The organism is Bartonella sp. AA1HLJMS (assembly GCF_042197445.1).
Taxonomy (GTDB): Bacteria; Pseudomonadota; Alphaproteobacteria; order Rhizobiales; family Rhizobiaceae; genus Bartonella.
The window spans coordinates 1-22,966 of record NZ_JBHIRW010000015.1 but is presented as its reverse complement, the minus strand read 5'-3'; the positions used below and the strand labels follow the sequence as shown (position 1 = coordinate 22,966).

Annotated in this window: 23 protein-coding genes, 1 tRNA gene and 1 pseudogene; 19 read left to right on the top strand and 6 right to left on the bottom strand. The window is 36.9% G+C overall.

From position 1 onward, the window contains the following. Nucleotides 1-55 precede the first annotated feature (55 nt). The 4 genes from hfq to ACFIQE_RS05585 all read left to right on the top strand — a co-directional run bounded on the left by hfq (nt 56) and on the right by ACFIQE_RS05585 (nt 4,886). Complete coding sequence (gene hfq / locus ACFIQE_RS05600; protein ID WP_005773461.1) at nt 56-295, top strand: RNA chaperone Hfq; 240 nt, start codon at nt 56-58, stop codon at nt 293-295. A 53-nt stretch (nt 296-348) separates the two neighbouring features. Then, on the top strand, nt 349-1,692 hold the full coding sequence (gene hflX / locus ACFIQE_RS05595; protein ID WP_375611565.1) for a GTPase HflX: 1,344 nt from the start codon (nt 349-351) through the stop codon (nt 1,690-1,692). A 144-nt stretch (nt 1,693-1,836) separates the two neighbouring features. Further along, nucleotides 1,837-3,663: a hypothetical protein gene (locus ACFIQE_RS05590; RefSeq protein ID WP_375707366.1), complete on the top strand. Its 1,827-nt coding sequence runs from the start codon at nt 1,837-1,839 to the stop codon at nt 3,661-3,663. A 146-nt stretch (nt 3,664-3,809) separates the two neighbouring features. Beyond that, a complete protein-coding gene (locus tag ACFIQE_RS05585) occupies nt 3,810-4,886 on the top strand; it encodes a COX15/CtaA family protein (protein WP_375707369.1) in 1,077 nt (358 codons plus the stop codon). Between the two features lie 20 nt (nt 4,887-4,906). Here the strand turns inward: ACFIQE_RS05585 and argC are convergent, their stop codons facing one another. Then, the gene (gene argC / locus ACFIQE_RS05580) at nt 4,907-5,839 is read right to left on the bottom strand and encodes an N-acetyl-gamma-glutamyl-phosphate reductase (RefSeq protein ID WP_375613064.1); all 933 of its coding nucleotides are present in this window, start codon (nt 5,837-5,839) and stop codon (nt 4,907-4,909) included. A gap of 322 nt (nt 5,840-6,161) precedes the next feature. Between argC and glyA the strand changes: the two genes are divergently transcribed. The 6 genes from glyA to nusB all read left to right on the top strand — a co-directional run bounded on the left by glyA (nt 6,162) and on the right by nusB (nt 10,701). Next, entirely contained in the window at nt 6,162-7,475 is a 1,314-nt protein-coding gene (gene glyA / locus ACFIQE_RS05575; RefSeq protein WP_375611569.1) for a serine hydroxymethyltransferase, read from the top strand. 11 nt (nt 7,476-7,486) lie between these two features. Further along, nucleotides 7,487-7,969, top strand: a complete 483-nt coding sequence (gene nrdR, locus ACFIQE_RS05570; protein ID WP_375613063.1) for a transcriptional regulator NrdR — start codon at nt 7,487-7,489, stop codon at nt 7,967-7,969. Then, on the top strand, nt 7,962-9,092 hold the full coding sequence (gene ribD / locus ACFIQE_RS05565) for a bifunctional diaminohydroxyphosphoribosylaminopyrimidine deaminase/5-amino-6-(5-phosphoribosylamino)uracil reductase RibD (protein ID WP_375613062.1): 1,131 nt from the start codon (nt 7,962-7,964) through the stop codon (nt 9,090-9,092). Before nrdR ends, ribD begins: the two co-directional genes overlap by 8 nt. After that, nucleotides 9,074-9,691: a riboflavin synthase gene (locus ACFIQE_RS05560; RefSeq protein ID WP_375707365.1), complete on the top strand. Its 618-nt coding sequence runs from the start codon at nt 9,074-9,076 to the stop codon at nt 9,689-9,691. Before ribD ends, ACFIQE_RS05560 begins: the two co-directional genes overlap by 19 nt. 81 nt (nt 9,692-9,772) lie before the next feature. Next, nucleotides 9,773-10,228 (top strand): 6,7-dimethyl-8-ribityllumazine synthase, encoded by a 456-nt coding sequence (locus ACFIQE_RS05555; RefSeq protein WP_375621300.1) that lies wholly within the window; start codon nt 9,773-9,775, stop codon nt 10,226-10,228. 2 nt (nt 10,229-10,230) lie between these two features. After that, entirely contained in the window at nt 10,231-10,701 is a 471-nt protein-coding gene (gene nusB / locus ACFIQE_RS05550; RefSeq protein ID WP_375621299.1) for a transcription antitermination factor NusB, read from the top strand. A 75-nt stretch (nt 10,702-10,776) separates the two neighbouring features. On the opposite strand, the gene ACFIQE_RS05545 is transcribed toward nusB, so the two are convergent. Further along, on the bottom strand, nt 10,777-11,256 hold the full coding sequence (locus ACFIQE_RS05545; protein WP_375607172.1) for an outer membrane protein assembly factor BamE: 480 nt from the start codon (nt 11,254-11,256) through the stop codon (nt 10,777-10,779). Between the two features lie 221 nt (nt 11,257-11,477). Here ACFIQE_RS05545 and ACFIQE_RS05540 point away from each other — a divergent pair, with 221 nt between their 5' ends. From ACFIQE_RS05540 to ACFIQE_RS05520, 5 genes are all read left to right on the top strand, one after another. Then, nucleotides 11,478-12,035 (top strand): DUF177 domain-containing protein, encoded by a 558-nt coding sequence (locus tag ACFIQE_RS05540; protein WP_375707364.1) that lies wholly within the window; start codon nt 11,478-11,480, stop codon nt 12,033-12,035. A 149-nt stretch (nt 12,036-12,184) separates the two neighbouring features. Beyond that, complete coding sequence (gene plsX, locus ACFIQE_RS05535) at nt 12,185-13,255, top strand: phosphate acyltransferase PlsX (RefSeq protein ID WP_375707363.1); 1,071 nt, start codon at nt 12,185-12,187, stop codon at nt 13,253-13,255. 49 nt (nt 13,256-13,304) lie between these two features. Beyond that, nucleotides 13,305-14,279, top strand: coding sequence for a beta-ketoacyl-ACP synthase III (locus ACFIQE_RS05530; protein WP_375611575.1), 975 nt, complete (start codon nt 13,305-13,307; stop codon nt 14,277-14,279). Nucleotides 14,280-14,356: 77 nt separating this feature from the next. After that, on the top strand, nt 14,357-14,671 hold the full coding sequence (locus tag ACFIQE_RS05525; RefSeq protein ID WP_273791377.1) for an integration host factor subunit alpha: 315 nt from the start codon (nt 14,357-14,359) through the stop codon (nt 14,669-14,671). 196 nt (nt 14,672-14,867) lie between these two features. Beyond that, nucleotides 14,868-15,371, top strand: a complete 504-nt coding sequence (locus tag ACFIQE_RS05520; protein ID WP_375621298.1) for a MerR family transcriptional regulator — start codon at nt 14,868-14,870, stop codon at nt 15,369-15,371. 1,048 nt (nt 15,372-16,419) lie between these two features. Here the strand turns inward: ACFIQE_RS05520 and thrS are convergent. The 3 genes from thrS to ACFIQE_RS05505 form a co-directional block, all read right to left on the bottom strand. Continuing rightward, nucleotides 16,420-18,396 (bottom strand): threonine--tRNA ligase, encoded by a 1,977-nt coding sequence (thrS, locus tag ACFIQE_RS05515; protein WP_375707362.1) that lies wholly within the window; start codon nt 18,394-18,396, stop codon nt 16,420-16,422. A 111-nt stretch (nt 18,397-18,507) separates the two neighbouring features. Beyond that, nucleotides 18,508-18,858, bottom strand: a complete 351-nt coding sequence (gene yidD / locus ACFIQE_RS05510) for a membrane protein insertion efficiency factor YidD (RefSeq protein ID WP_375607118.1) — start codon at nt 18,856-18,858, stop codon at nt 18,508-18,510. Beyond that, entirely contained in the window at nt 18,859-19,287 is a 429-nt protein-coding gene (locus ACFIQE_RS05505; RefSeq protein ID WP_375621296.1) for an iron-sulfur cluster assembly scaffold protein, read from the bottom strand. A gap of 125 nt (nt 19,288-19,412) precedes the next feature. On the opposite strand from ACFIQE_RS05505, the gene folE reads away from it, so the two are divergent. The 4 genes from folE (at nt 19,413) to ACFIQE_RS05485 (ending at nt 22,255) form a co-directional block, all read left to right on the top strand. Further along, nucleotides 19,413-20,024: a GTP cyclohydrolase I FolE gene (gene folE, locus ACFIQE_RS05500; RefSeq protein ID WP_375621295.1), complete on the top strand. Its 612-nt coding sequence runs from the start codon at nt 19,413-19,415 to the stop codon at nt 20,022-20,024. Nucleotides 20,025-20,161: 137 nt separating this feature from the next. Next, nucleotides 20,162-20,246, top strand: a tRNA-Leu gene (locus tag ACFIQE_RS05495). A gap of 192 nt (nt 20,247-20,438) precedes the next feature. After that, on the top strand, nt 20,439-21,611 hold the full coding sequence (locus ACFIQE_RS05490) for an alpha/beta hydrolase (RefSeq protein WP_375607121.1): 1,173 nt from the start codon (nt 20,439-20,441) through the stop codon (nt 21,609-21,611). Nucleotides 21,612-21,748: 137 nt separating this feature from the next. After that, complete coding sequence (locus ACFIQE_RS05485; RefSeq protein ID WP_015856440.1) at nt 21,749-22,255, top strand: hypothetical protein; 507 nt, start codon at nt 21,749-21,751, stop codon at nt 22,253-22,255. A gap of 352 nt (nt 22,256-22,607) precedes the next feature. On the opposite strand, the pseudogene ACFIQE_RS05480 reads toward ACFIQE_RS05485, so the two are convergent. Next, a pseudogene (locus ACFIQE_RS05480) lies at nt 22,608-22,966 on the bottom strand (tyrosine-type recombinase/integrase); the annotation flags it as partial.

The following is a 22,966-nucleotide window of genomic DNA, read 5'->3' as shown; positions in this document are numbered from 1 at the left end:
AGTCGATATGCATGCACGAATATTTTTATGCAATCTAGATAAAGGTGTAAGAATAATGGCAGAGCGATCACAACACCTGCAAGATGTGTTTTTAAATACGGTGCGTAAGCAAAAAATTTCCCTTACAATTTTTCTTGTCAATGGCGTTAAACTCACGGGTATTGTAACTTCATTTGATAATTTTTGTGTTCTTTTGCGCCGAGATGGACACGCGCAATTGGTTTATAAGCATGCTATTTCTACGATTATGCCTGGACAGCCTGTACAGATGTTTGAGGGTGAAAGTCCTGAGTAAACATATCATTTTAAGATAGACCTCTTATCCCATTTAAAAGTACTTAGATTGCTATGATAAATGAAAATGAGAGATTAGGAGGGGTATTTTCGCAGAATACAGAACAGGTGCGCGCACTTGTTCTGATACCGATTTTTCAAGAAAATAGAAGTGAAAGCTCTTTGAGAGAGTGTTCTATATCTTCTCGTGTTAAAGAATCATTGGGGTTAGCGCGTGCTATAAGGTTAGAAGTTGTTAATTATGAAACGATTAATATTGCAACGCCTCGCTCTGCGACTCTCTTTGGAAAAGGTAAAGTAGATGCGTTAACCTGTTATATAGATGAATATTCTATTGAGCTTGCGATTGTAGATCACTTTTTAACGCCAGTACAGCAGCGTAATTTAGAAAAATTATGGAATTGCAAAGTTATCGATAGAACGGCTTTGATTCTTGAAATTTTTGGGGATCGTGCACGAACAAAAGAAGGAGTTTTGCAAGTAGAGTTAGCGCGTTTGTCCTATCAAAAAGGGAGGCTTGTGCGGAGTTGGACGCACTTGGAAAGGCAACGGGGGGGGCGTGGCTTCCTAGGTGGACCTGGTGAGACGCAAATTGAAGCAGATAGGCGTCTTTTACAAGAGAAAATTATTCGTATTCGCCGCGAATTGCAAACGGTTATTAAAACACGTGCACTTCATAGAGCAAAAAGGAAAAAAACATCTTATCCTGTTGTAGCAATGGTAGGATATACGAATACAGGAAAGTCAACTCTTTTTAACCGTTTAAGCGGTGCAGATGTTTTAGCAAAGAATATGTTATTTGCAACGCTTGATCCGACTTTGCGCAAAGTTGTGCTTCCCCATGGAAAAACTGTTCTTTTGTCTGATACTGTAGGGTTTATTTCTAACTTGCCAACGAATTTGATTGCAGCTTTTAGAGCAACCCTTGAAGAAGTGGTTGAAGCAGATCTCATTCTTCATGTAAGAGATATGTCAGATCTTGATCATCGAGCACATGCCCAAGATGTTTTAGAAGTGCTTTCAAGTCTTGATATCGATATTGATGATATGGAGCATATCATAGAAGTTTGGAATAAGATTGATATGTTAGATGAGCAAGCATTGAATGTTTTACAAACAAGCGCAAAGACGCGATTAAATCCTGCTCTCATGGTATCAGCACTTAAGGGGGATGGACTCGATCAATTATTAAGAGCCATTGAAAAGCGAATTTTTGGAGAGGTGCAAAGCATTGAATATCTTTTACAACCTCATGAAATGTCGCTTATTGATTGGTTTTATGAAAACTCTGCGGAAATAGTGCAAGAAGGGCATGATGATGGGTCTATTACCATTAGAGCGGTTGTTACTTCTGAAGCAAAAAAACAACTAGAGAGCCTCAAAAAAAATATGAATTAAGTTCTTTAAAGCTATTGTTGAACATTTGTGCTTAAATTTTATATTTTTATTATCTCAAAATAATATGACAGCAAGTTAAGAGGATAGTTACTACTTTCTCTTAATAAAACAATATGAAGAAGTATTTTGCTGGTTAAAATAAAGATGAGTCTTACATGTAATAAAAGACTATTCGTACGTACCGTATGGCGAAGCATTTTGATTGTTTTGCTATTACAAATGCTATGTGTATCTTTGATTTGGTTGTATTATTTTGTCCAGCCCCGTGGTTACCAAGCAACTTTAACATTTTCATTATCTGATTCTGTAGGAAAGCCATTACCAATTAAAAAGCAAGACAATGTTATCGCCTTTTTGTTTTCACAGCCTATGTTCTTCAATGATTCGAATTTTTCTTTAAGTGCTTCTTATAAGAAAAAAAATCATGAAAATATCCGTTTATCGCGTCATGGTGATTTTATCGATCTTACTTTTGAAGCCGAGACACTTGAAGCAGCTCAACGTGGGTTGGAAACTTGGTTTTCCGCATTTTCACAAGCAATCATAAAACAGAAACAATTCTTGTTAAATGATAAATTAGAAGACAAACAATATGATAATATTGCAATCCTTAATATCGTGCAGGAATTTCGTAAATCTATTGATTCTTTTATTCAGCGTGGTGTAAAACAAACAGAGCTTCATGATCTTTCGATGCAATTAACGCAAGCAACTTTAAAGCGTATTCATTTAACAAGTTTGAATTCAACGATTAACATGATGCGTGAAAATGGGCAGTCTTTACTGTCTTTATCGTTTATTGCAGGCAATTCAGCAATTGCTGCTCTGGAATCTAAACGTGATCTCTTGGAAACACAAAGAGCACATATGGCTGTGCAATTAGGATGGACACATCCTCAAATTAAAGCGATGACTGCAGAATTAGAGACAGTTTCTCATCAATTAAAAAATAAAATTTTACAAATCGTTTATCAAGTTCATTCAGATGAGGTTATTGCAACGGAATTAGAAAAACAGCTCAAAAAAAGAATGAACTTTTTTGTAAAAGATCAATCCCAATCTTTGAATGAAATATTTAACGAGTTTGAAAATAAAATAAAAGTAGCAGTCGATGCCCAAAATGAAGCGATGAGCAAGTCTGCTCAACGAAGAGAAAAAATTATTGATTCATATCGGAGATTGAGTGATGATCCTCTTCTCTTACAAAATACAAATATCTACGTGGTCACGCCAACAACGTTAGCACCAATTTCTTTTATGGCTCTTTATGGAAAAAATATTCTTGTGAGTGCATTGGCCAGTTTCCTTACTCTTTTGCTAGGAATATTGTTATTCTATCCGTGCTTTAAAAGGAAAAAAGACCAAATCTCAGAAGAGGATTTGAGATCAAAAGAAAATGATCTTAAGAAGAATGAGAGTATTTTAGTCTCTCAAGAAATGAAAAATTTTGAAGCTTTTATTACGATAGAGGGATTATCTGATGTTTTGAAATGGCGTGCTTCAACCATTATTTCAATCATTGGACCAGAAGCTGCACGGACAGCGGCAAAGCTTTCACTTCATCTCACAAAAGAGAACAAAACAATTTTGTTGGTCGATATTTCTGGTCAACAAATAGAGAAAGTCATTGGCCCACATCGCGGACTGAGTGATATTTTAACGGGCAATGCCAAGTTGCATGATGTTATTTACCGTGATTATGATACGGGGGTTGATATTCTTCCTCAGGGGTTAACAAGTGCTATTTCTGCACAAGATTTTTCAAATGATATTTCTCATATATTACAAGAATTTAAAAAAGAATATGATTTTATCATCCTAGAGATGGCAAGTGAACCAAAATATGGATTTGAGCAATTTGCAGAGCTAACAGACTATTATATTTGTAATACTGTTCTTAATGAACAAGAATGGATGATGCGGATGGTAGACAGCTTTCCAAAGACTGTTTATCGCGTTGTAGCATCATAAGTTTCGTAAAAAAGAAATATGTATCGCATGTTATAGTGGTACGCTTGTTTTTTGCTAAAGTTGTAGTACATACTAAAATAGACAAAGAGTTAATGTTTAAATTTTAAAATGCATTTTAGTTGGAGAGAAGCGTGGGGCAATCAGAGATGGCAGTAAAGAGATTAAACAATAGCGTTTTAACGCCTGTGCAAAAGGAAAATAGAAAACATATACAGGTGTGGCTTTACTCTATTTTATTGCTTTGTTTGGCAATTGTCTTAGTGGGTGGTGCTACTCGTTTGACGGGATCAGGATTATCTATAACGGAATGGAAGCCAATACACGGCGTTATTCCACCGATTGGTGAGGATCAATGGCAAGAGGAATTTTTAAAATATCAACAAATAGCACAATATAAGCTGCTTAATCCTGATATGACCTTAAGTGCTTTTAAGATTATTTTTTGGTGGGAATGGGCGCATCGTGTTCTTGGGCGTCTTGTTGGTCTTGTCGCTTTATTGGGGCTCATTTGGTTTTGGGCGACTAAGCGTGTTGAAAAAAATATCTTACTCCCGCTTATTGTTGTACCTATTCTTATCGCCTTTCAAGGCTTTATTGGTTGGTGGATGGTTGCTTCAGGGATTGGGCAAAGTAATTTAACAAGTGTGAGCCAATATCGTTTGGCATTTCATCTTATAACGGCATGTTTTGTTATTGTTTTTGTTACTTATTTATCTCGAGGGCTTGCAGAATATTCAGAAAAACCAGCAAATAAAAAGGTGCAATATTTTGCGGCATGGCTTGTTATTCTCGTCTTGATAGAGATTTATTTCGGAGCTTTGGTTGCAGGGCTTCATGCTGGAAAAGTCTATAATACATGGCCCCTTATGGATGGGCAGATTATTCCTGATGGATTGTTGCAGCATCGTCCTGTTTGGCTCAATTTATTCGAAAATTCCTTAATGGTTCAATTTATTCATCGATTTTTTGCTTATTTTTTATTGATTGCCTCGGCTATTCATGCTTTCTATGTACAAAAAAATGCTCCACATTCAACTCATTCTCGTCGTGCATTTCTTATCTGTGTTATGATTATTATCCAAGCAGTCTTGGGTATCTTAACACTGTTACATGAGGTTCCGATAAGTTTGGGGCTCATTCATCAAAGTATGGCATTAGTCGTGTTGTGTTTTGTTGTTGCACATTGGCGAGCAACAAAAGGGGCTTATCGCGTTGTTGAATAAAAGTTTGTGGGTAGGGAGGTTTAGTCGCTTGAAAGCATTAAATCGAGGTTTTGGATAGCTGCAGCTGATGCGCCTTTTCCTAAATTATCGAATATGGCGCTGAGATTAAAAATACCTTCACGATCATTTCCAAATACGAACAGTTTCATACCATCTTTATTGGCTAAACACTCTGGATTAAGTCTTTGAAGTGAAGCAGTTTCTTCTTGTGATGCAACTAAAATGGTATTTTGTCCATCGTAATGGTTTGCGAGAATTTCGCGCAAATCAGAACAGTTTGCTGATTTTGTGAATAAATGGCGATGCAGAGGAAGATTCACAATCATTCCTTGGGGAAAACGACCCACACTTGGTATAAAAACTGGGGGTTGATTGATTTGTCCATAGATTTTAATTTCTGGCACATGTTTGTGTTCAAGATTAAGACCATAGATAAAATAATTGTCCTGAATATTTTGTTGAGATTGATTTTCCATTTGTAAAATCAACTGTTTTCCACCACCGGTATAGCCGGAGATTGCATTAATCGAGATGGGATAATCGGCGTCTAGCAGTCCTGCTTCACGGAGTGGGCGAATCAAACTAATGGCACCGGTAGGATAGCATCCGGGATTGGTTATATAATGTGCTGCTTGGATGCGCTTTCTTTGTCCTGCTGTCATTTCAGGAAAACCGTAAACCCAGTCTGGTGCAACACGGTGGGCTGTCGAGCTATCAATAATCCTAATGTTTTTATTTTTTTGAAGCCAATGAACCGTTTCGCGTGCAGCATCATCTGGAAGACACAAAATAGCAATATCGGCTTGATTAAGATAGTCTTGTCGCAGATGAACATTATGGCGATCTTTATGAGCAAGAGAGAGTAGTTTTAAATCTGTACGCCTTTCTAAGCGTTTTTGTATTTGTAGTCCGGTTGTGCCATGTTCACCATCAATAAAAACTTTGGTTAGCATTCTTATTTGCCTTCGTATTAACTTTGCCTATTATATTCAGCTTTTCACATTATAAATTATTTTTAATCATTAAATTATTGAATTTCTTTAGATTATAGATATTTTTTGTAAAAGGTGTAAACAAATAAGAGTGTAAAAAAAGAAATGTAATCTCATTTTTTACTATTCTCGAGAGGAAAGTTTTTCGCTGTTTTTATAACAAAGAATAAGATAAATATTTGCCTCATTATTTTTGAGTGTAAGTAGTTTAAAATGTTTGGTTTGCATGGTTTGCTGTGTTATCGTTCCTTGACTTTATTTTTTTATGTTAGGAATGTGTTTTATGACTCAGCAAGAAAATGACGCACAAAAGCGCTTTTTTAATGATAATTTACAAACTGTTGATGGTGCAATTTTTGACGCAATTAGAGGGGAGTTTGAGCGTCAACAACATGAAATTGAGCTTATTGCTTCAGAGAATATTGTTTCAAGAGCGGTCCTTGAAGCGCAGGGGTCTGTTTTAACCAATAAGTATGCAGAAGGTTATCCAAGAAAGCGCTACTATGGTGGGTGTCAATTTGTTGATGTCGTTGAAGATTTAGCTATTGAAAGGGCAAAACAGCTTTTCGGTGCTGCGTTTGCGAATGTACAGCCTAATTCTGGTAGCCAAATGAATCAAGCTGTCTTTTTAGCTTTACTTCAGCCTGGTGACACATTTATGGGGTTGGATTTAAATGCTGGAGGTCACCTTACGCATGGTTCACCTGTTAATATGTCAGGAAAATGGTTTGATGTTGTTTCCTATGGTGTGCGTCAAGAAGATCAGATTATTGATATGGATGAGGTTGAGCAGCTTGCAAAAGAACGTAAGCCAAAACTTATTATAGCAGGGGGCTCATCTTATCCACGGCTATGGGATTGGGAAAGATTCCGTGAAATTGCAGATGAAATCGGTGCTCATTTACTCGTTGATATGTCTCATATTGCTGGTCTTGTTGCTGGTGGCGTGCATCCTTCACCTGTTCCACATGCGCATATTGTAACAACAACAACACATAAATCGCTTCGAGGTCCCCGGGGTGGTTTAATATTGACAAATGATGAGGCTTTATCCAGAAAAATTAATTCTGCAATTTTTCCTGGTCTTCAAGGTGGTCCTTTAATGCATGTGATTGCCGCAAAGGCTGTTGCGTTTGAGGAGGCTTTGCGTCCCTCTTTCAAGAGTTACAGTGCCAATGTTGTCGCTAATGCGAAAACTTTAGCAAAAACATTACAGGGTAATGGTTTTAATATTGTTTCTGGTGGTACAGATAATCATTTGTTGTTGGTTGATTTACGTTCCAAAAATCTAACAGGTAAACGTGCTGAATTGGCTTTGGGACGCGCTCATATTACCTGCAATAAAAATGGCATTCCTTTTGATTCTGAAACGCCATCTATAACATCGGGAATTCGTTTGGGATCACCTGCTGCCACGACGCGTGGTTTTTTAGAAAAAGAGTTTATTCAAGTTGGTCATCTGATTTCAGAAGTTCTTGATGGTCTTCGGAGTGCAAAAAGTGATGAAGATAATCATGCCGTTGAAATGGCTGTTGAGAAAAAGGTAAAAGATATAACGAATCAATTTCCTCTTTACTCTTATCTTACCACTCGTTAAGGATACAAAGGATGCGCTGTCCTTACTGCCAATATGAGGATACACAGGTCAAAGACTCACGTCCAGCAGAAGAGGGGGCAGTGATTCGCCGCCGCCGTGTGTGTTCTGTTTGTGGTGGTCGTTTTACAACTTTTGAACGTGTTCAGTTGCGGGAGCTCTTGGTTGCTAAAAAAAGTGGACGATGTGAACCCTTCGATCGTGATAAGTTAATGCGATCAGTTGATGTGGCTGTACGTAAGCGCAATATTGATCCTGATCATATTGAACGAGCAATTTCTGGCATTGTACGCCAGCTTGAAAGTTTGGGAGAACCAGAGATTTCTTCAAAAAAAATTGGGCATCTTGTGATGGAAGCATTGAAAAGAATTGATGATATTGCTTATATTCGTTTTGCTTCTGTGTATCGAGATTTTCGTAATGCAAGCGATTTTCACGATGTTATAGATGAATTGTCAAAGGGTATCGCGGATACAGAATCTCGTTTTGATGAATAAAAAAGTGCAAGATGAACGGTTTATGGCTGCAGCTATTCGTTTAGCAGAACGTCATGTCGGTCTTACAGGTGAGAATCCTTCCGTTGGTACGTTAATTGTGCGAAACGATAATGGTGCTGTGGGGGCTTTTATTGTTGGCTATGGCGTAACAGCTATTCATGGGAGTCCTCATGCGGAAGTGCAAGCTTTACACATGGCAGGTTCTTTGGCTCAAGGAGCGACTGCTTATGTTACTTTAGAACCTTGTGCGCATTATGGAAAAACTTCGCCGTGTGTGAATGCGCTTATTGATTCAGGTGTTTCTCGAGTTGTTGTTGCGCTGACTGATTGTGACAAGCGTGTTGATGGTCATGGTATTGCTCTTTTGCGAGCGGCGGGTATTGAAGTGGTTGAGGGCATTTTAGCTGAAGAGGCTTTTGAATCCTTATGGACGCATTGGTGCATAAGGAAGATACAACGCTGTGCGGTCACTTTTAAAATGGCAATTTCTGCCGATAATGGTGTTGGAAAAAGAGAGAAGGGCAGCGTAAAAATTAGTGGAACACTTTCTCATGCCCATACGCATATTCTACGTGCTCAAAATAATGCTATCCTCGTTGGTATTGGTACTATATTAGCAGATGATCCACAACTCAATTGCCGCTTGCCAGGGATGGAGATGCGCTCACCAATTCGTATTATTTTGGATGCAGATTTATCTATCCCCCTTGATGCAAAAGTTGTCCAAACAGCCATAAAAATTCCTACATGGGTTATTTGTGATGTGGATATTTCAAAGAAAAGCAAAAAAAATGCATTGGAGCAATATGGTGTGTCTGTTTATTCGGTCGAGATGAATAATGGTTGTGTAGAACCCTTTGCTCTTTTACAGATGCTTTATAAACATGGGATTAATAGTGTTTTATTGGAAGGGGGTGTCAAGACAGGGGAAAAATTTTTGAATGCTGGTTGTGTTGATCATTTGATATGTTTTCATACCCCCATTGTTTTAGGCAAAAATCGTATTGAAGCCCCTCATTTTGGAAATTATCTCTCGCAGTTTCATGAGATTGAGACAAGAATGTTTGGAAATGACCGTTTTTATAAGTGGAGACGTAAGACATTATGTTCACAGGAATTATAACGGATATTGGTTGTGTTGAAGATGTTCAACCTTTAAAGCAGGGGATGCGTTTAAAGATTTCTACCCGCTATGCTATAGAAAGCTTAGCAATTGGGGCGTCAATTGCTTGTTCAGGAATTTGTCTGACAATTGTAGAGCGAGGATTAAAGCAAGAAGATTCCAATTGGTTTGTTGTCGAGGCGTGGGAAGAAACATTACGTTTAACGAATCTTGTACAATGGATAAAAGGAACTTTTGTTAATTTGGAACGTTCGCTTCGATTGGGTGATGAAATGGGAGGACATTTAGTTTCTGGTCATATTGATGGTTTGGCTGAAATCATTGATCAAAAAAATGAAGGGGATGCAATTCGCTTTTATTTAAAAGTTTCAAGACAATTTATGCCTTTCATTGTTAATAAGGGATCTATTGCTCTTAATGGGACATCTTTGACTGTTAATGGTGTTGAGGATTGTGTTTTTGATGTTCTTATTATTCGCCATACACTTGAAATGACAACGTGGGGACAAGCTAAAATTGGAGATCGGGTCAATTTGGAAATTGATCAACTTGCTCGTTATGCTGCAAAGCTTTTTACTTTAAAAAGAGAAGGTGAATAAGCCAACACTCTATTGATTGTTTTCAGAATTTTATGCTTTATAACCTTGATTTTTTTGATTCGTTTTTTGTGGAATTCCATTATGATGAAAGAGATACGTAAAAAGCCTCACGTATTGATTGTTGAAGCACGTTTTTATGAGGGGATTTCTGATGCGCTTTTGAGAGGTGCAGTGAATACTTTGCAAAAAGCTGAAGCAAGTTATGATGTTGTAACGGTTCCTGGAGCATTAGAAATACCAAGTGCAATAGCTTTTGCTGAACAAAACAAGATATCGTATGATGGTTATGTTGCTCTTGGTTGTGTTATTCGGGGTGAAACATATCACTTTGAAATTGTTGCTAATGATTCTTGTCGTGCATTGATGGATTTAACTGTTCATCAGCACTTGGCTATTGGAAATGGTATTTTGACTGTTGAAAATGAAGAACAAGCATGGGTGCGTGCAAAACTAGATGATAAAAATAAAGGTGGTTTTGCGGCTGAAGCTGCTTTATGTATGATCGCTCTAAAAAAGAGATTTGGAGATAATCGTTAAATATGGCTGATATAAAAAGCAGACATTTTTCGCGTTCAGCCAATAAACGTGGAGCAGCAAGACTCGCTGCAGTTCAAGCACTCTATCAAATGGATATCGTGGGTTCGGGGGTGATGGAAACGGCAGCTGAGTATGAGGCTTATCGTTTGGGAAAAGATATTGATGGAGACCAATATCTTGAAGCTGATTTTCAATGGTTTTTGGCTATTATAACGGGTGTTGTAAAAGATCAAAAGCAGCTTGATCCGCTGCTTCATCAACAGCTTTCTGCAGAGTGGTCTCTTTCACGTCTTGATTCTATATTGCGAGCAATTTTACGAGCAGGTTTATGGGAGTTGATCAACCGTAAAGATGTTCCCGTTGCAGTTGTCATGAATGAATATGTTGACATAGCAAAGGCGTTTTTTGAAGGTGATGAGCCAAAACTTGTTAATGCAGTTCTCGACAGTATGGCAAAAAAAGTCCGTCTCTAAGAGCTACAAATCCCCCTATTATAGATCTGATATTATCAGACCTATAATATTGAAACGGTATGCAGACTATATAATTTAGTTATGGGGTGGCAAATTCGCAGGGCCTTTTATAATTTGAATTAAGAAAGGATGTTCTTTCGTTACAGTTGGCGTTGTTTGTGTAATAAAATCAAACACTTGACCGTCTTGTAATCCGTAATTTGCAACTTTTGCAACCTGATTATTTTTATTGAAGTAAATGGCTAAAACTTTGCGATCAATAATCTTTGTTTTCATAAACTGCATCCCACGATAACGTGTCTGTGAGATGTAATAAAAAACTTCATTATCATATTTTGTTTTTAATGAAGGGGTCCCTAAAGTTAAAAGAACTTGCTCTTGACTTGAGCCAATAGAGATAGAACTTAGAGCATTTTTATCAAGAACATAGCCCTCTCTATAAATTTGGCTCGAACCTGAAGAATCAAGAAGGCTACACCCAGCAAGCATTCCTATGCTTGCTATTGATAGACCAATCAATAATTTACGTTTGATTAAGGCTATTATGTGAGGCATTTGAAACAATGGTATCTCCTTTTTATACTGAGATGTAGGACAAGAAGGCAACCTCAAGTTTTTTCTAATTTTAACTTAATCTACCGTAGCTTACACTGAGTTTCCCTGTTATAAAGTAAATTATGCCATATAGAATTTCTTTAGAAAAGAAAAAAATGCATAAATACTTGAGATAAATAAAAACATAGTGCTTTACGCGTTTTTATGTTTGGGAGTTGTCAATGAATGTTCAAAATGTTCCTCAAATGACATTTGCTTTGGCTTATCCAGTATCTGTACGTTCTCTACCTGCTAAAGGTATAAGGGTTCATTTTTGTGCAAACAAAAAAGAATGTACACATTTAGCCCAGAACCATGATTTAATTGAAGTAAAATCTTGTGAGGGAAAATTCCATATTTTCCCGTGGAAAAAACGCGGAGTGCGTATAAAAGGTCTGTTGCAAGCGCGTATACTACAGTTATGTGTTGTTACATTAGAACCATTAGAAAATATCCTTTGTGAAAATATTGAGGTTGTTTTTGTTCCTGAAGATTCAAATTTGATGAAGCCCCAAATATCAGAGGATACAGGGGAATTGTTTTTAGATGTGGAGGGGCTTGATACTCCTGAAGTGTTTTATGATGATAAAATTGATATTGGCGCAATCATGGAAGAGTTTTTTGAGTTGTCTATTAATCATTATCCACGTAAAGAAGGGATAAAGATGAATATGGTTGAAAATTTAGAAGAAGCAGAGCGAAAATTCTCTCCATTTTCTGTTTTGAAAAATTGGAAGTGATTGTAAAAACATACAAAAAATATCTATTGTATGCTAAACGGTATTTTCTGCGGAGCGATTTTCGCAAGATGTGCTGTGTGAGTATTCAGGAGCCAAAAATCATAATATGTATTTAAAGATGTAAATGAAAAGATGTGGGATATGCAAGCGTGATTAGAATTTCTGTGGATGTCATGGGCGGTGATTACGGTCCAGAAGCAGCTATTGCAGGAGCAGCAATTGTACAAAAATATTTATCAAATATTTATTTTCTATTTTATGGAGTAGAGGAGGCTGTTCGTCCGGTTTTAAGAAAATATCCCTGTTTGGATTCTGTATCGCGCTTTTGCCCTACAGAAAGTTATACACGCATGGATGAAAAGCCAAGCCAAGCACTTCGTAATGGACGTGGTAAATCATCAATGTGGTACGCCATTGAAGCGGTAAAAAATGGTGAAGCTGATGCTTGCATTTCTGCTGGTAATACGGGTGCACTCATGGCCATGTCTTATTTTTGTTTGAAAATGCTTGCAGAGGCTGAACGTCCTGGTATTGCGGGTATCTGGCCAACACTGCGCAGTGAGAGTATTGTTTTAGATATTGGAGCAACAATTGGTGCCTCTGCTAGTCAGTTGGTTGATTTGGCGGTTATGGGAGCAGGTATGTTTCGCGCTTTATATCACACTGAAAGACCAAGTGTTGGGCTTTTAAATGTGGGGGTGGAAGAGGTTAAAGGACTTTATGAAATAAAAAAAGCAGGAATGATATTGCGTGAAGTGCAATTAGAAGGATTGGAATATAAAGGATTTGTTGAGGGCAATGACATTGGAAAAGGAACAGTCGATGTTGTTGTGACAGAGGGGTTTTCTGGTAATATTGCTTTAAAAACCGCAGAAGGAACCGCGCGACAGATAGGAGAGATTTTAAACTCTGCAATGCGCAGTTCTTTTTTAACATCTCTTGGTTATTTTTTATCACGGGGTGCTTTTCGTATACTGAAACATAAAATGGATCCTGATAGGGTGAATGGAGGAGTGCTTTTAGGTTTGAATGGTGTTGTTATAAAAAGTCATGGCAGTGCTAACGCTAATGGCTTTGCTTCTGCTATCCGCGTTGGTTATAAAATGGTTAATAATGGACTTTTACAAAAAATAACGGCTGATTTACGGCGATTTCATGAAAATAAAGAAACACTTTTTGACCAAGAAGATGAAGTGGTGATGAATGGAGAGTCCTTATGATAAGCTCTTATAATAGAAATGAAAAATTTGAAGAAAAGGTAAGAGCTGAATGATTCGGTCAATTATACGTGGTGTAGGAAGTGCTTTGCCGAAAAGAAGTTTATCAAATGAAGAGATTGCAAAGTTTGTTGAAACGTCAGATTCATGGATTGTTCAGCGTACAGGAATACGCCAACGTTATATTGCCAGTGAAAATGAAACAACTGTTTCTTTAGGAGTTGAGGCTGCGCAAGCAGCACTTACAAATGCTGGTTTAACAATAAAAGACATCGATTGTATTATTTTAGCAACGTCCACCCCGAATCGTACTTTTCCTGCTTCTGCTGTTGAAATTCAACATGCTTTGGGAATGAGCCATGGATTTGCTTTTGATATTCAAGCTGTTTGCTCTGGTTTTATTTTTGCTTTAACAACAGGAGATTCTTATTTACGGTGTGGGGGAGCTAAAAGAATTTTAGTTATTGGATCCGATACATTTTCTCGAATTTTAGATTGGGAAGATCGTACGACATGTGTATTGTTTGGTGATGGTGCTGGTGCTGTTATTTTGGAAGCACTAGAAACTGAGGGGGGTATTGCTTTTGAGCGTGGTATATTGTCTGCGAAATTGCGTTCTAATGGTGCTTATATAGATAAGCTATATGTTGATGGTGGACCTTCAACAACACAAACGACAGGCTATTTGCGTATGGAAGGACGAGAAGTTTTTAAATATGCTGTTGGTATGATAACGGATGTGGTTGATGATTGTTTTGCAGCTGCAGGTATGGATTCTTCACAACTAGATTGGTTTGTACCTCATCAGGCTAATAAGCGCATTATTGAAGCATCTGCTAAAAAGCTGGGAATTTCACTAGATAAAGTTGTGATTACCGTTGATCAACATGGTAATACGTCTGCTGCATCAGTTCCGTTGGCTTTAACAACAGCTGTTTGCGATGGAAAAATAAAAGAAGGAGATCTTATCATGTTAGAAGCCATGGGAGGTGGATTTACATGGGGAGCAATTCTTATTCGTTGGTAAATTATGGCTACTTGACCATATTTCAAGAAAACGTATAAGTCATTTTGTAATTTTTAATATTTTAATAGGTGGTTATAATGACAAGTAAGACAGTAACGCGTGCAGATTTAGCGAGCGTAGTTTGTAAAAGAGTGGGCTTGTCACATACTGAATCAGCAGCTTTAGTCGAATTGGTTTTGGATGAGATTTGCAACTCACTTGTAAGAGGTGAAGCGGTTAAATTATCTTCTTTTGCAACTTTTCAGGTTCGCAGTAAAAATGAACGTGTTGGACGCAATCCAAAAACAGGTGTTGAAGCACCGATTCCGCCGCGACGTGTTGTGACGTTTAAGGCTGCCAATGTCCTTAAACAGAGAATTTTAGATTCGCATCGTGCAAAACAGAAAAAATGATATCTCATAAATAAATGCCATGGTATGTTTGGTATTTGTTAAAGAAATGTATAAAATAAGGGTCTTTATTTTTTAGAAAAAGACTGGTGAGTAAGGTATCAATGATGGTCTTATTTTTGACTAATCTTGTTGAGAAATTGAGACAGAATGAGTCAGTGTGAAGTAATTTATTTTGTTTTAAATAAGGTGTTACAAAATGGATAAAAGCTCTGATGCTTTTCGCACAATTAGCGAAGTAGCGGAGTTATTGGAGCTTCCGCAGCATGTCTTAAGATTTTGGGAAACACGTTTTAGGCAGATTAAACCAATGAAACGTGGGGGAGGAAGGCGCTATTATCGTCCGGTCGATGTTGATTTGCTCAATGGTATTAAGCAGTTACTATATGATCAGGGTTATACGATAAAAGGTGTGCAACGCCTTTTGAAAGAAAATGGTGTTGCTTTTGTGACTGCATTGGGTAATGGTGATCTTGATGCTATGAATGTGGTCATAGAGAAGAAACATGCAGTACAAACTTCTGAAAATGCTAGCAATAAGCCTAAGAAATCTTCTTTTGGGCTTTTGAGTTTCATGAGGAATGAGGGAGAAACATCTGTCGGTTCTGTGAATCTTTACAAAGATAAAACTGATAAAGCATTGTTACAAGAAATTCTGTTTGAACTCATTGAATGTAAGCGTGTTCTTGATAGAGCACGATAATAATATTTTTTTATTTTATATGTGTTTCGTAGATATTTAGATGTTTTATGGATGTGCCCAGAATTTTATATGTTCAACGAGTAGTCATATATCGTATGTGTATATTTAACGAGTTTTTTATAAGAGTTTTTCATTTGGTAAAATATGAAGAAGAGAAAGAATAAACGCTGAGTTTTGCCATTTTTTTTGATTTGGCTTTATAAAAATTAAGGTAATATCTCATCAGTGTAGATTGCGGGATGTAGAATGCCATTAGCTTACCAATTCATGTGCTTGTTTTAAAGAGATGTTTCTTCAGGCTTCTTAATCTTATTTTACCATAATGCCTCGTGAATGATTAATGGTAAATTCGTTGAGTACCGCTATTTTTATACTTATGAAGGTTCAAGTCGGCATCATCATTATAATTATAGCCTGTTCTCAATGACTGCAACAATTCTTAGCACTTTAGGCGGTTCATTGTAGGCATTTTAAAAGTCCTTTCTCAATAATTTTTATCCACACACTCATTCCGCTTGTTTCGTGCAAGCAAATGATTTTGATAGATTCAACATAAACATATTAAAAATAAGAGAAGCCTATGATATTCGAAACCTTATTTAATATGAATAACAATATATTATCATTATAAATCAATATCTTGTCCTTTTTATAAGGGCTTATCTTACGAATAAGAAATACCATTGTTCAGCTAATTTTACATATTTTTTATTAATAAATATAATCTTGTTTTCAGTTTTCTTGCTTGATGTTGCTATAATTATTGTAATGATCTATCCATGATAATAGCAGAATTTTTTTATTATAAAGGTAAAAGTTTAATGTTATTATTAATATTCAATTGTCTATGATTTTTGCATTTAAACAGCTCATAGCTTATATTCAACTTTTTCACCAATCCACCTTGTAGAGAGAGAGCACGTTATTCTTTCTGGTGACAGGTCATTGTGCATGAAACAAAAACACACTACAATATCAAATTATTTCATTTTGTACAAAAACTGAAGATTTATAGTAAAAAATTAACGTATTACCATCTTCCGTGATATTATGCATTTATTACACGTTGCAAATCTGGAGGTGTTGCTTCATTTGAGAGTTGTTTAATCACATCTTCTACAGATAAAAGAGTTTGATTTGTACTTCCTAAGCGGCGCATATTTACGCTGTTTGTTTCGGCTTCACGTTTGCCACATACCAAAATTACGGGGACTTTTTGTAAAGAATGTTCTCGTATTTTATAGTTAATTTTTTCATTGCGGAGATCTATTGTTGCGGAAAGCCCAACAGCTTTAAGTTTTGCTGTTATTTTTTTGGCATATTCATTTGCTTCGGATGTAATTGTTGCAACAACAATTTGTTCAGGAGCAAGCCAAAGTGGCATATGTCCAGCAAAATTTTCAATTAATATACCAAGAAAACGCTCCATTGATCCCAAAATAGCACGGTGGATCATAACAGGTTGACGTTTTTCTGAATCTTTATCAATATAGAATGCACCAAAACGTTCAGGGAGATTAAAGTCTATTTGTGTTGTTCCACATTGCCATTCACGACCGATAGCATCCTTTAATGTATATTCAAATTTTGGACCATAAAATGCTCCTTCACCTGGAAGGATGCTTGTTTTGATTTGTCCTGCAAATTTTGTTTCAATCGTTTTAAGGACAGATTCCATGATACTTTCTGCATGATCCCATAATGCATCAGATCCAACTCGTTTTTCTGGACGTGTTGAAAGCTTAAGACTAATTTCTTTAAAACCAAAATCAGCATAAGTTGATAAAATAAGATCATTAATACTGAGACATTCATCAGCTAATTGTTCATCAGTACAAAAAATATGCGCATCATCTTGTGTAAAACCACGCACACGCATAAGACCATGTAAAGAGCCTGAAGGCTCATAACGATGAACAAGTCCAAATTCAGCAAGTCTAATAGGCAAATCACGATAAGATTTTAAACCATGTTTAAAAATTTGCACATGACCAGGGCAATTCATTGGTTTAAGGGCATAAACATTCCCATGATCTGAATCTTCTGCTGCTGAAATTACTTTGAACATATTCTCCTTATACCAACCCCAATGGCCAGATATTTCCCAGAGTGACCTATCGAGAACTTGTGGTGCATTAACTTCAGCATATTGATGATTATCAAGGCGTCTACGCATATAGCTGATCAAATTTTGGAACATTTTCCAACCTTTTTTGTGCCAAAAAATCATTCCTGGCCCTTCTTCTTGAAAGTGAAATAAGTCCATTTCACGTCCCAAGCGGCGATGATCACGTTTTTCAGCTTCTTCTAGCATATGGAGGTAGGCTTTTAAGTCATTTTCATTTGCAAATGCTGTTCCATAAATTCTCGTGAGCATTGGATTATTGGCATCGCCACGCCAATAAGCTCCTGCAACTTTCATTAGTTTGAAAGCATTCCCAATTTGCCCTGTAGATTGCATGTGCGGTCCGCGACAAAGATCAAACCACTCCCCTTGATAATAGATTTTTAAATCTTGATTTTCAGGAATGCTATCAATAAGTTCAACTTTATAAAATTCCTTTTTCTCAGAAAAAACTTTTCTTGCTTTTTCACGAGACCAAATTTCTTTTCTAAAAGGTTTATTGTGTTGGATAATTTCACGCATTTTCTTTTCAATGACGGTGAGATCATCTAATGTGAAAGGTTTTTGGCGTGCAAAATCATAATAGAATCCATTCTCAATGACAGGACCTATTGTTACTTGCGTTTCAGGAAAGAGCTCTTGCACTGCTTCAGCAAGGACATGGGCGCAATCATGCCTTATGAGCTCAAGAGCGCGTGAATCTTCTCGGGTAATAATCTCTACTTGACCAGATTGTCCCAATGGATCCGATAAGTCTCGCGTGATACCATCAAGACTATAGGCGACTGCTTTTTTTGCAAGTGATTTAGAAATAGATTCTGCTAATTCCAAGCCTGTCATTTCGGCGGGGTAATTACGTTTTGAACCATCGGGAAAAAAAAGAGAAATAGAGCAAGACATAAAAACACCCTCTTAATCCAATTCCGCTAACGATTGCGGATGGTTTCGTGAAAATTGAGTAAAAAGCTTATAGACTAATTTTTTATCAATACATGTGAAAAAAGAAAAGGATTATTTGTTGTGTTTGTCAGAAATTTTCCAGTAACGCCAAGGTTTATAAAAACAGCAAGAATTTCCAAGCGATGGAGGGACTGGATCAAAGCCATCTGTTCCAAAGGGTCCACAACGCATGATACGAAAGAGTCCCATCCATGCACCAGCCCAAAGCCCATGGCGTGCTATCGCTTCATATGTATATTCTGAACAAGTCGGAGCATGGCGGCACTGATTACCTATAAGGCTCGAAAGTGTTATTTGATAGAAACGTATTAAGAAAATACCCAATAATCGTCCGGGTGTTTTTTGCCAAGTGCCTGTGTAATTCCGAGTCAACTTTTTTTGTCTAGATTGTGATTTGAACATTTATTTTTCTTCAATTTTTTGAATGCAGTCTATCATTGCATCAAAGGGTAGTAGTGTTGCTGCATGGCGCACTTTATAGTCTTTAATGGGCTGTAAGCAAGAAAAATCCTCAAATGGAGCTTGAGGAGAAGGACCATTTTGCGTTAGCATTTGGTAGATAACTTCACGCAATATTTTAAGATCTTGAGTTGTTTGTCCGATGATATGAGATGCTAAAAGTGAAGCTGAAGCTTGCCCTAGCACACATGCATGTATTTCGTGAGCAAAATCGGTAATAATACCATTTTCCACTTTTAAATCTACAGTGATTGTCGAACCACAAAGGTGTGCATGTTTTCTTGATGTTGCATCAGGATTATTAAGACGCCCAATTTTGCCTATATGTGCAGCATATTTAAGTATTTTATCATTATAGATAGTATCAATCATGCGCTATTGCCTGAAATTTTGAAAGTCGTGATTGTTTAAACTTTTAATTCGCTTATATAGAGATTATACAAAATGAGATAGGTATGGAGCAAATGCTTTGTATAGAGTAAGCTTGGAGTTTTTGAATGCGTAATGTTGTTAAAGAAGACACAAATTTATCTGAAGAAAAGCGTCCGAGTATTGAAAAGGTGGAAGAAGCGATTCGTACATTACTCTTATGGATAGGGGAAAATCCAAATAGAGAAGGGCTTTTAGATACTCCAAAACGTATAGCCAAGGCATATCGCGAGCTTTTTAATGGTTATAGTCAATCGGTTAAAGAAACCTTAGGTACAGTTTTTGAAGAGGTTTCAGGATACAATGAAGCCGTAATCGTAAAGAATATACCTTTTTATTCACACTGTGAGCATCACATGATCCCAATTATTGGGAAAGCACACATAGCATATCTTCCTAATGCAAAAATTGTTGGTCTTTCAAAAATTGTACGTGTTGTAGATATTTTTGCTCGTCGTTTACAAACTCAAGAAGCTATGACAGCGCAAGTGGCTCACGCGTTAAAAACGTATCTGAAGCCTCATGGTGTAGCAGTATTGATTGAGGCTGAGCACATGTGTATGGCTATGAGAGGAATCCAAAAACAGGGCTCTACAACAATTACAAAAAACTTTCATGGTTATTATGAAAAAGATCAAGCGGCACAAGCACATTTTATGATGATGGTTCAAAGGTCATAGTAAAGCCCACATTTCTCGTAATCCCTATTAAGTTATAAAGCATCCGGATAAAATAAATTATGAGAAAAAGAAAATTGGCTTGTACCTTTCTTTATGATTTGTTAAAGGCTAAAAACCAAGATTTTTTCTTTCCACGTGCGGTCGTGGCGGAATTGGTAGACGCGCAGCGTTGAGGTCGCTGTGGGGCAACCCGTGGAAGTTCGAGTCTTCTCGACCGCACCAGTTCGCAGTGAGTCTCTCCATAGTGAGATGAAGTTATGTTAGAGAGAGGGGATTTATAGGCATTATAGAAAAATCTTTTTGTATGTTATTTGTTGGTGTGTTGCCAATAATATTTCGTTTTTTATTACTTTATCTATGCATTTGAAATGTTATATTTTTATAAGGTGGGGTGAAGTTGCAGTGAGAAGTATAATGATTCTGAGATATTTAACACTTCTTATTTGTATTTCTTTATTATCAGCGTGTAGTGATTCACGTGCTGTACTTTGGCATGGGGTGCATGCAACACCTTCTATGACTGCCGTAGAAAGGGAAGTTGAAGGGAAACCAGTTTCTCCAAAAGCCATCGTTCCAGTGTATGTTGCAACGAGTCGTATGATGCAAAATAATTACGCTCAACCTTATGGTGCAGAGCGATCAAATAAAGTTCATTATAATCGTGTTGACGTAGGAATTCCTCAGCAACATGTAAAGGGAGTTGTTGAAATAAATGCCTATAAACCTACGCATGATAAGTATTTTGCAGCAGTAGCATTGCAAAAATACGATAATAAAGAACAGTTTAAACAGCAATTAAATGCTGCTTTAGCAAAAAAGCCAAAAGGAAAAAGAGAAATTTTTCTTTTTATCCATGGGTATAATAATAATTTTGCAGATGGTACATTTCGTACAGCACAGTTTACACACGATTATTCTTTAAATGTTGTCGCCGTGCATTATTCTTGGCCTTCGGCCGGATCAGTTCCTCTTTATATTTATGATCGTGACAGTGCTAATTTTGCCCGTGACGGATTGATAGAGCTTTTAACACTTATTAGTGAAACCAATGCTGATCAAATTTCGGTTATTGCACATTCTATGGGCAATTTTGTTATAATGGAAGCATTTAGAACGTTAGCGTTACAGGGAAAATATAGGCCTATTCGTCGTATTACAAGTTTATTAATGGCTGCACCAGATATTGATGTTGATGTATTTGAGCGCCAACTTAATGATATAAAAAAACTTCCGCAGCCAACCGCTATTTTAGTATCCAGAGCGGATAAAGCTCTTGCGGTTTCAGGACGTCTTACGGGTGGACATCATCGTGTGGGCGATGGCTCAGATATTGAAATGTTGCGTAAAAATGGAATAGCTGTTCTTGATTTTTCTCATGTGGATGGGGGAGCACACAATGTCTTTGCATCTTCGCCAACGTTGATGGCTCTTTCTCGAGAAGGTTCTTTGGCTTCCACAATTATGCAAGGTACAGAATTGTCACCTAGTCAAGCCCTTCTTGCTGATGGTAGTAGTGTGTTGGAAAAAACAACACATCTTATCCTTTATACACCTGTACGTTTTCTCTCTCCACGGATTCCACGTTGATCGTGAAAAGAGAGAAGGGGCTCCATCGAATAATGTATTGGAGGTAATATTTTTTAGCACTTTCTTTAGAATGGTCTTGTAAAATGAAAAATAAATAGCGGGATGAATGTAAAAAACAGTCATTAGGTGAGTTTGTGATGATTGCACGGAAACGCTATGTTAATACGCCTACAGTTGTTGATTATTTGTCTCATTCCGCAATTAAGTTATTAGACATTCATGCTATGCTTGTGAAGGTGAGAAAAGGTGATATGGGGGAAAAACCAAATTTATTGCGTCAAATTGATTCTACAAAAAAACAGTTAGATGAGATAAGCCATGCTCTTATTTTAGAATATCGTAAACGCCAAGAAAATGAGCGTTTTTTAAAACAAATTCTGCTATCCATTTCTGATCAACTTTTTGCACTTAATAATGGTTTTAAGGAAACAGGACGTCTTTTTTTTCAAGAAGTTAGAATACTTCAATCTCAGATGCAATGTTTATATGAGGGAAAGGAGAGGCTGCATTTGTTGAATAGCCAAGAATCTTTTTGTTCTCCGTCAAAGATTGATGAAGTCATTAAACAGTTACAAAAAGCACGAGAAAAGCTTATTCTTGAAAGCCCACATCTCTTTGAAAAAAGCACAAAAGCTAAACAATAAAAGTTCTTTAGTTGAGTAGATAGATAATTTGAATTTTACAGCAAAAACGCTGTTAGATAGAAGGCTATAACCTTTTTAAAGAAAAGAATTTGCTTTAATAAATGAAACACATGCCTTATATCTTTGCTAAAGTTAAGGCTGATTAATTAGGTGACTTTATTGAAAAAAATGTTTGTGGAAAGAATTTTACAAAAAAACTTTCTGATTCTTTTAATAATAGCCCGCCGGATAATTTTACCAATGTCATGAAGTTGTTAGTAATTCATTAGGCAAATAAAAAGCAAGTAAAATAAAATAGTTATGTCTAATATAAGGGAATAGGTGAATCTTGATTCTATTGAGTTTTTTGCCTCTATCCCTCATCTTTTTGAAGCTTTTTTATCGCCTCTATAGCGAACCTTTTGCGATCTGCGCTCTTTGTGTTAAAGAGATGCCATAGCATCATTTGTCCAGCCAAAAATTGCTTTGAGTTGTGATACTATTGCACCAGAGTTAGCTGCGCGTGTTGCTGCTAATTTTTTTAAGCCATGTGCTGATTTTTTGATTTCTGCTACTTTACAAGCCTCTCGAAAAAGGTTGCCAAAACTTTCTTTAACTAGTTTTTTACCTTCTTTACCACAAATGAATGTTTGTTCTCCAATAGGACCAGCTTCAAGCGTTTTGGCTAATTCCGGTAAAATAGGTAGAAAGACATCTGTTTGGAATTTACTT

Bases quoted from the DNA above. Each gene is read 5' to 3' on its own strand.
- ACFIQE_RS05525 (WP_273791377.1), top strand. From the start codon at position 14,357: ATGACAAGTAAGACAGTAACGCGTGCAGATTTAGCGAGCGTAGTTTGT.
- ACFIQE_RS05520 (WP_375621298.1), top strand. From the start codon at position 14,868: ATGGATAAAAGCTCTGATGCTTTTCGCACAATTAGCGAAGTAGCGGAG.
- yidD (WP_375607118.1), bottom strand. From the start codon at position 18,858: ATGTTCAAATCACAATCTAGACAAAAAAAGTTGACTCGGAATTACACA.
- hfq (WP_005773461.1), top strand. From the start codon at position 56: ATGGCAGAGCGATCACAACACCTGCAAGATGTGTTTTTAAATACGGTG.
- nrdR (WP_375613063.1), top strand. From the start codon at position 7,487: ATGCGCTGTCCTTACTGCCAATATGAGGATACACAGGTCAAAGACTCA.
- ACFIQE_RS05585 (WP_375707369.1), top strand. From the start codon at position 3,810: ATGGCAGTAAAGAGATTAAACAATAGCGTTTTAACGCCTGTGCAAAAG.
- nusB (WP_375621299.1), top strand. From the start codon at position 10,231: ATGGCTGATATAAAAAGCAGACATTTTTCGCGTTCAGCCAATAAACGT.
- thrS (WP_375707362.1), bottom strand. From the start codon at position 18,396: ATGTCTTGCTCTATTTCTCTTTTTTTTCCCGATGGTTCAAAACGTAAT.
- ACFIQE_RS05590 (WP_375707366.1), top strand. From the start codon at position 1,837: ATGAGTCTTACATGTAATAAAAGACTATTCGTACGTACCGTATGGCGA.
- argC (WP_375613064.1), bottom strand. From the start codon at position 5,839: ATGCTAACCAAAGTTTTTATTGATGGTGAACATGGCACAACCGGACTA.
- ACFIQE_RS05540 (WP_375707364.1), top strand. From the start codon at position 11,478: ATGAATGTTCAAAATGTTCCTCAAATGACATTTGCTTTGGCTTATCCA.
- ACFIQE_RS05555 (WP_375621300.1), top strand. From the start codon at position 9,773: ATGATGAAAGAGATACGTAAAAAGCCTCACGTATTGATTGTTGAAGCA.
- ribD (WP_375613062.1), top strand. From the start codon at position 7,962: ATGAATAAAAAAGTGCAAGATGAACGGTTTATGGCTGCAGCTATTCGT.
- ACFIQE_RS05560 (WP_375707365.1), top strand. From the start codon at position 9,074: ATGTTCACAGGAATTATAACGGATATTGGTTGTGTTGAAGATGTTCAA.
- glyA (WP_375611569.1), top strand. From the start codon at position 6,162: ATGACTCAGCAAGAAAATGACGCACAAAAGCGCTTTTTTAATGATAAT.
- ACFIQE_RS05545 (WP_375607172.1), bottom strand. From the start codon at position 11,256: ATGCCTCACATAATAGCCTTAATCAAACGTAAATTATTGATTGGTCTA.
- ACFIQE_RS05485 (WP_015856440.1), top strand. From the start codon at position 21,749: ATGATTGCACGGAAACGCTATGTTAATACGCCTACAGTTGTTGATTAT.
- hflX (WP_375611565.1), top strand. From the start codon at position 349: ATGATAAATGAAAATGAGAGATTAGGAGGGGTATTTTCGCAGAATACA.
- folE (WP_375621295.1), top strand. From the start codon at position 19,413: ATGCGTAATGTTGTTAAAGAAGACACAAATTTATCTGAAGAAAAGCGT.
- ACFIQE_RS05505 (WP_375621296.1), bottom strand. From the start codon at position 19,287: ATGATTGATACTATCTATAATGATAAAATACTTAAATATGCTGCACAT.
- ACFIQE_RS05490 (WP_375607121.1), top strand. From the start codon at position 20,439: ATGATTCTGAGATATTTAACACTTCTTATTTGTATTTCTTTATTATCA.
- ACFIQE_RS05530 (WP_375611575.1), top strand. From the start codon at position 13,305: ATGATTCGGTCAATTATACGTGGTGTAGGAAGTGCTTTGCCGAAAAGA.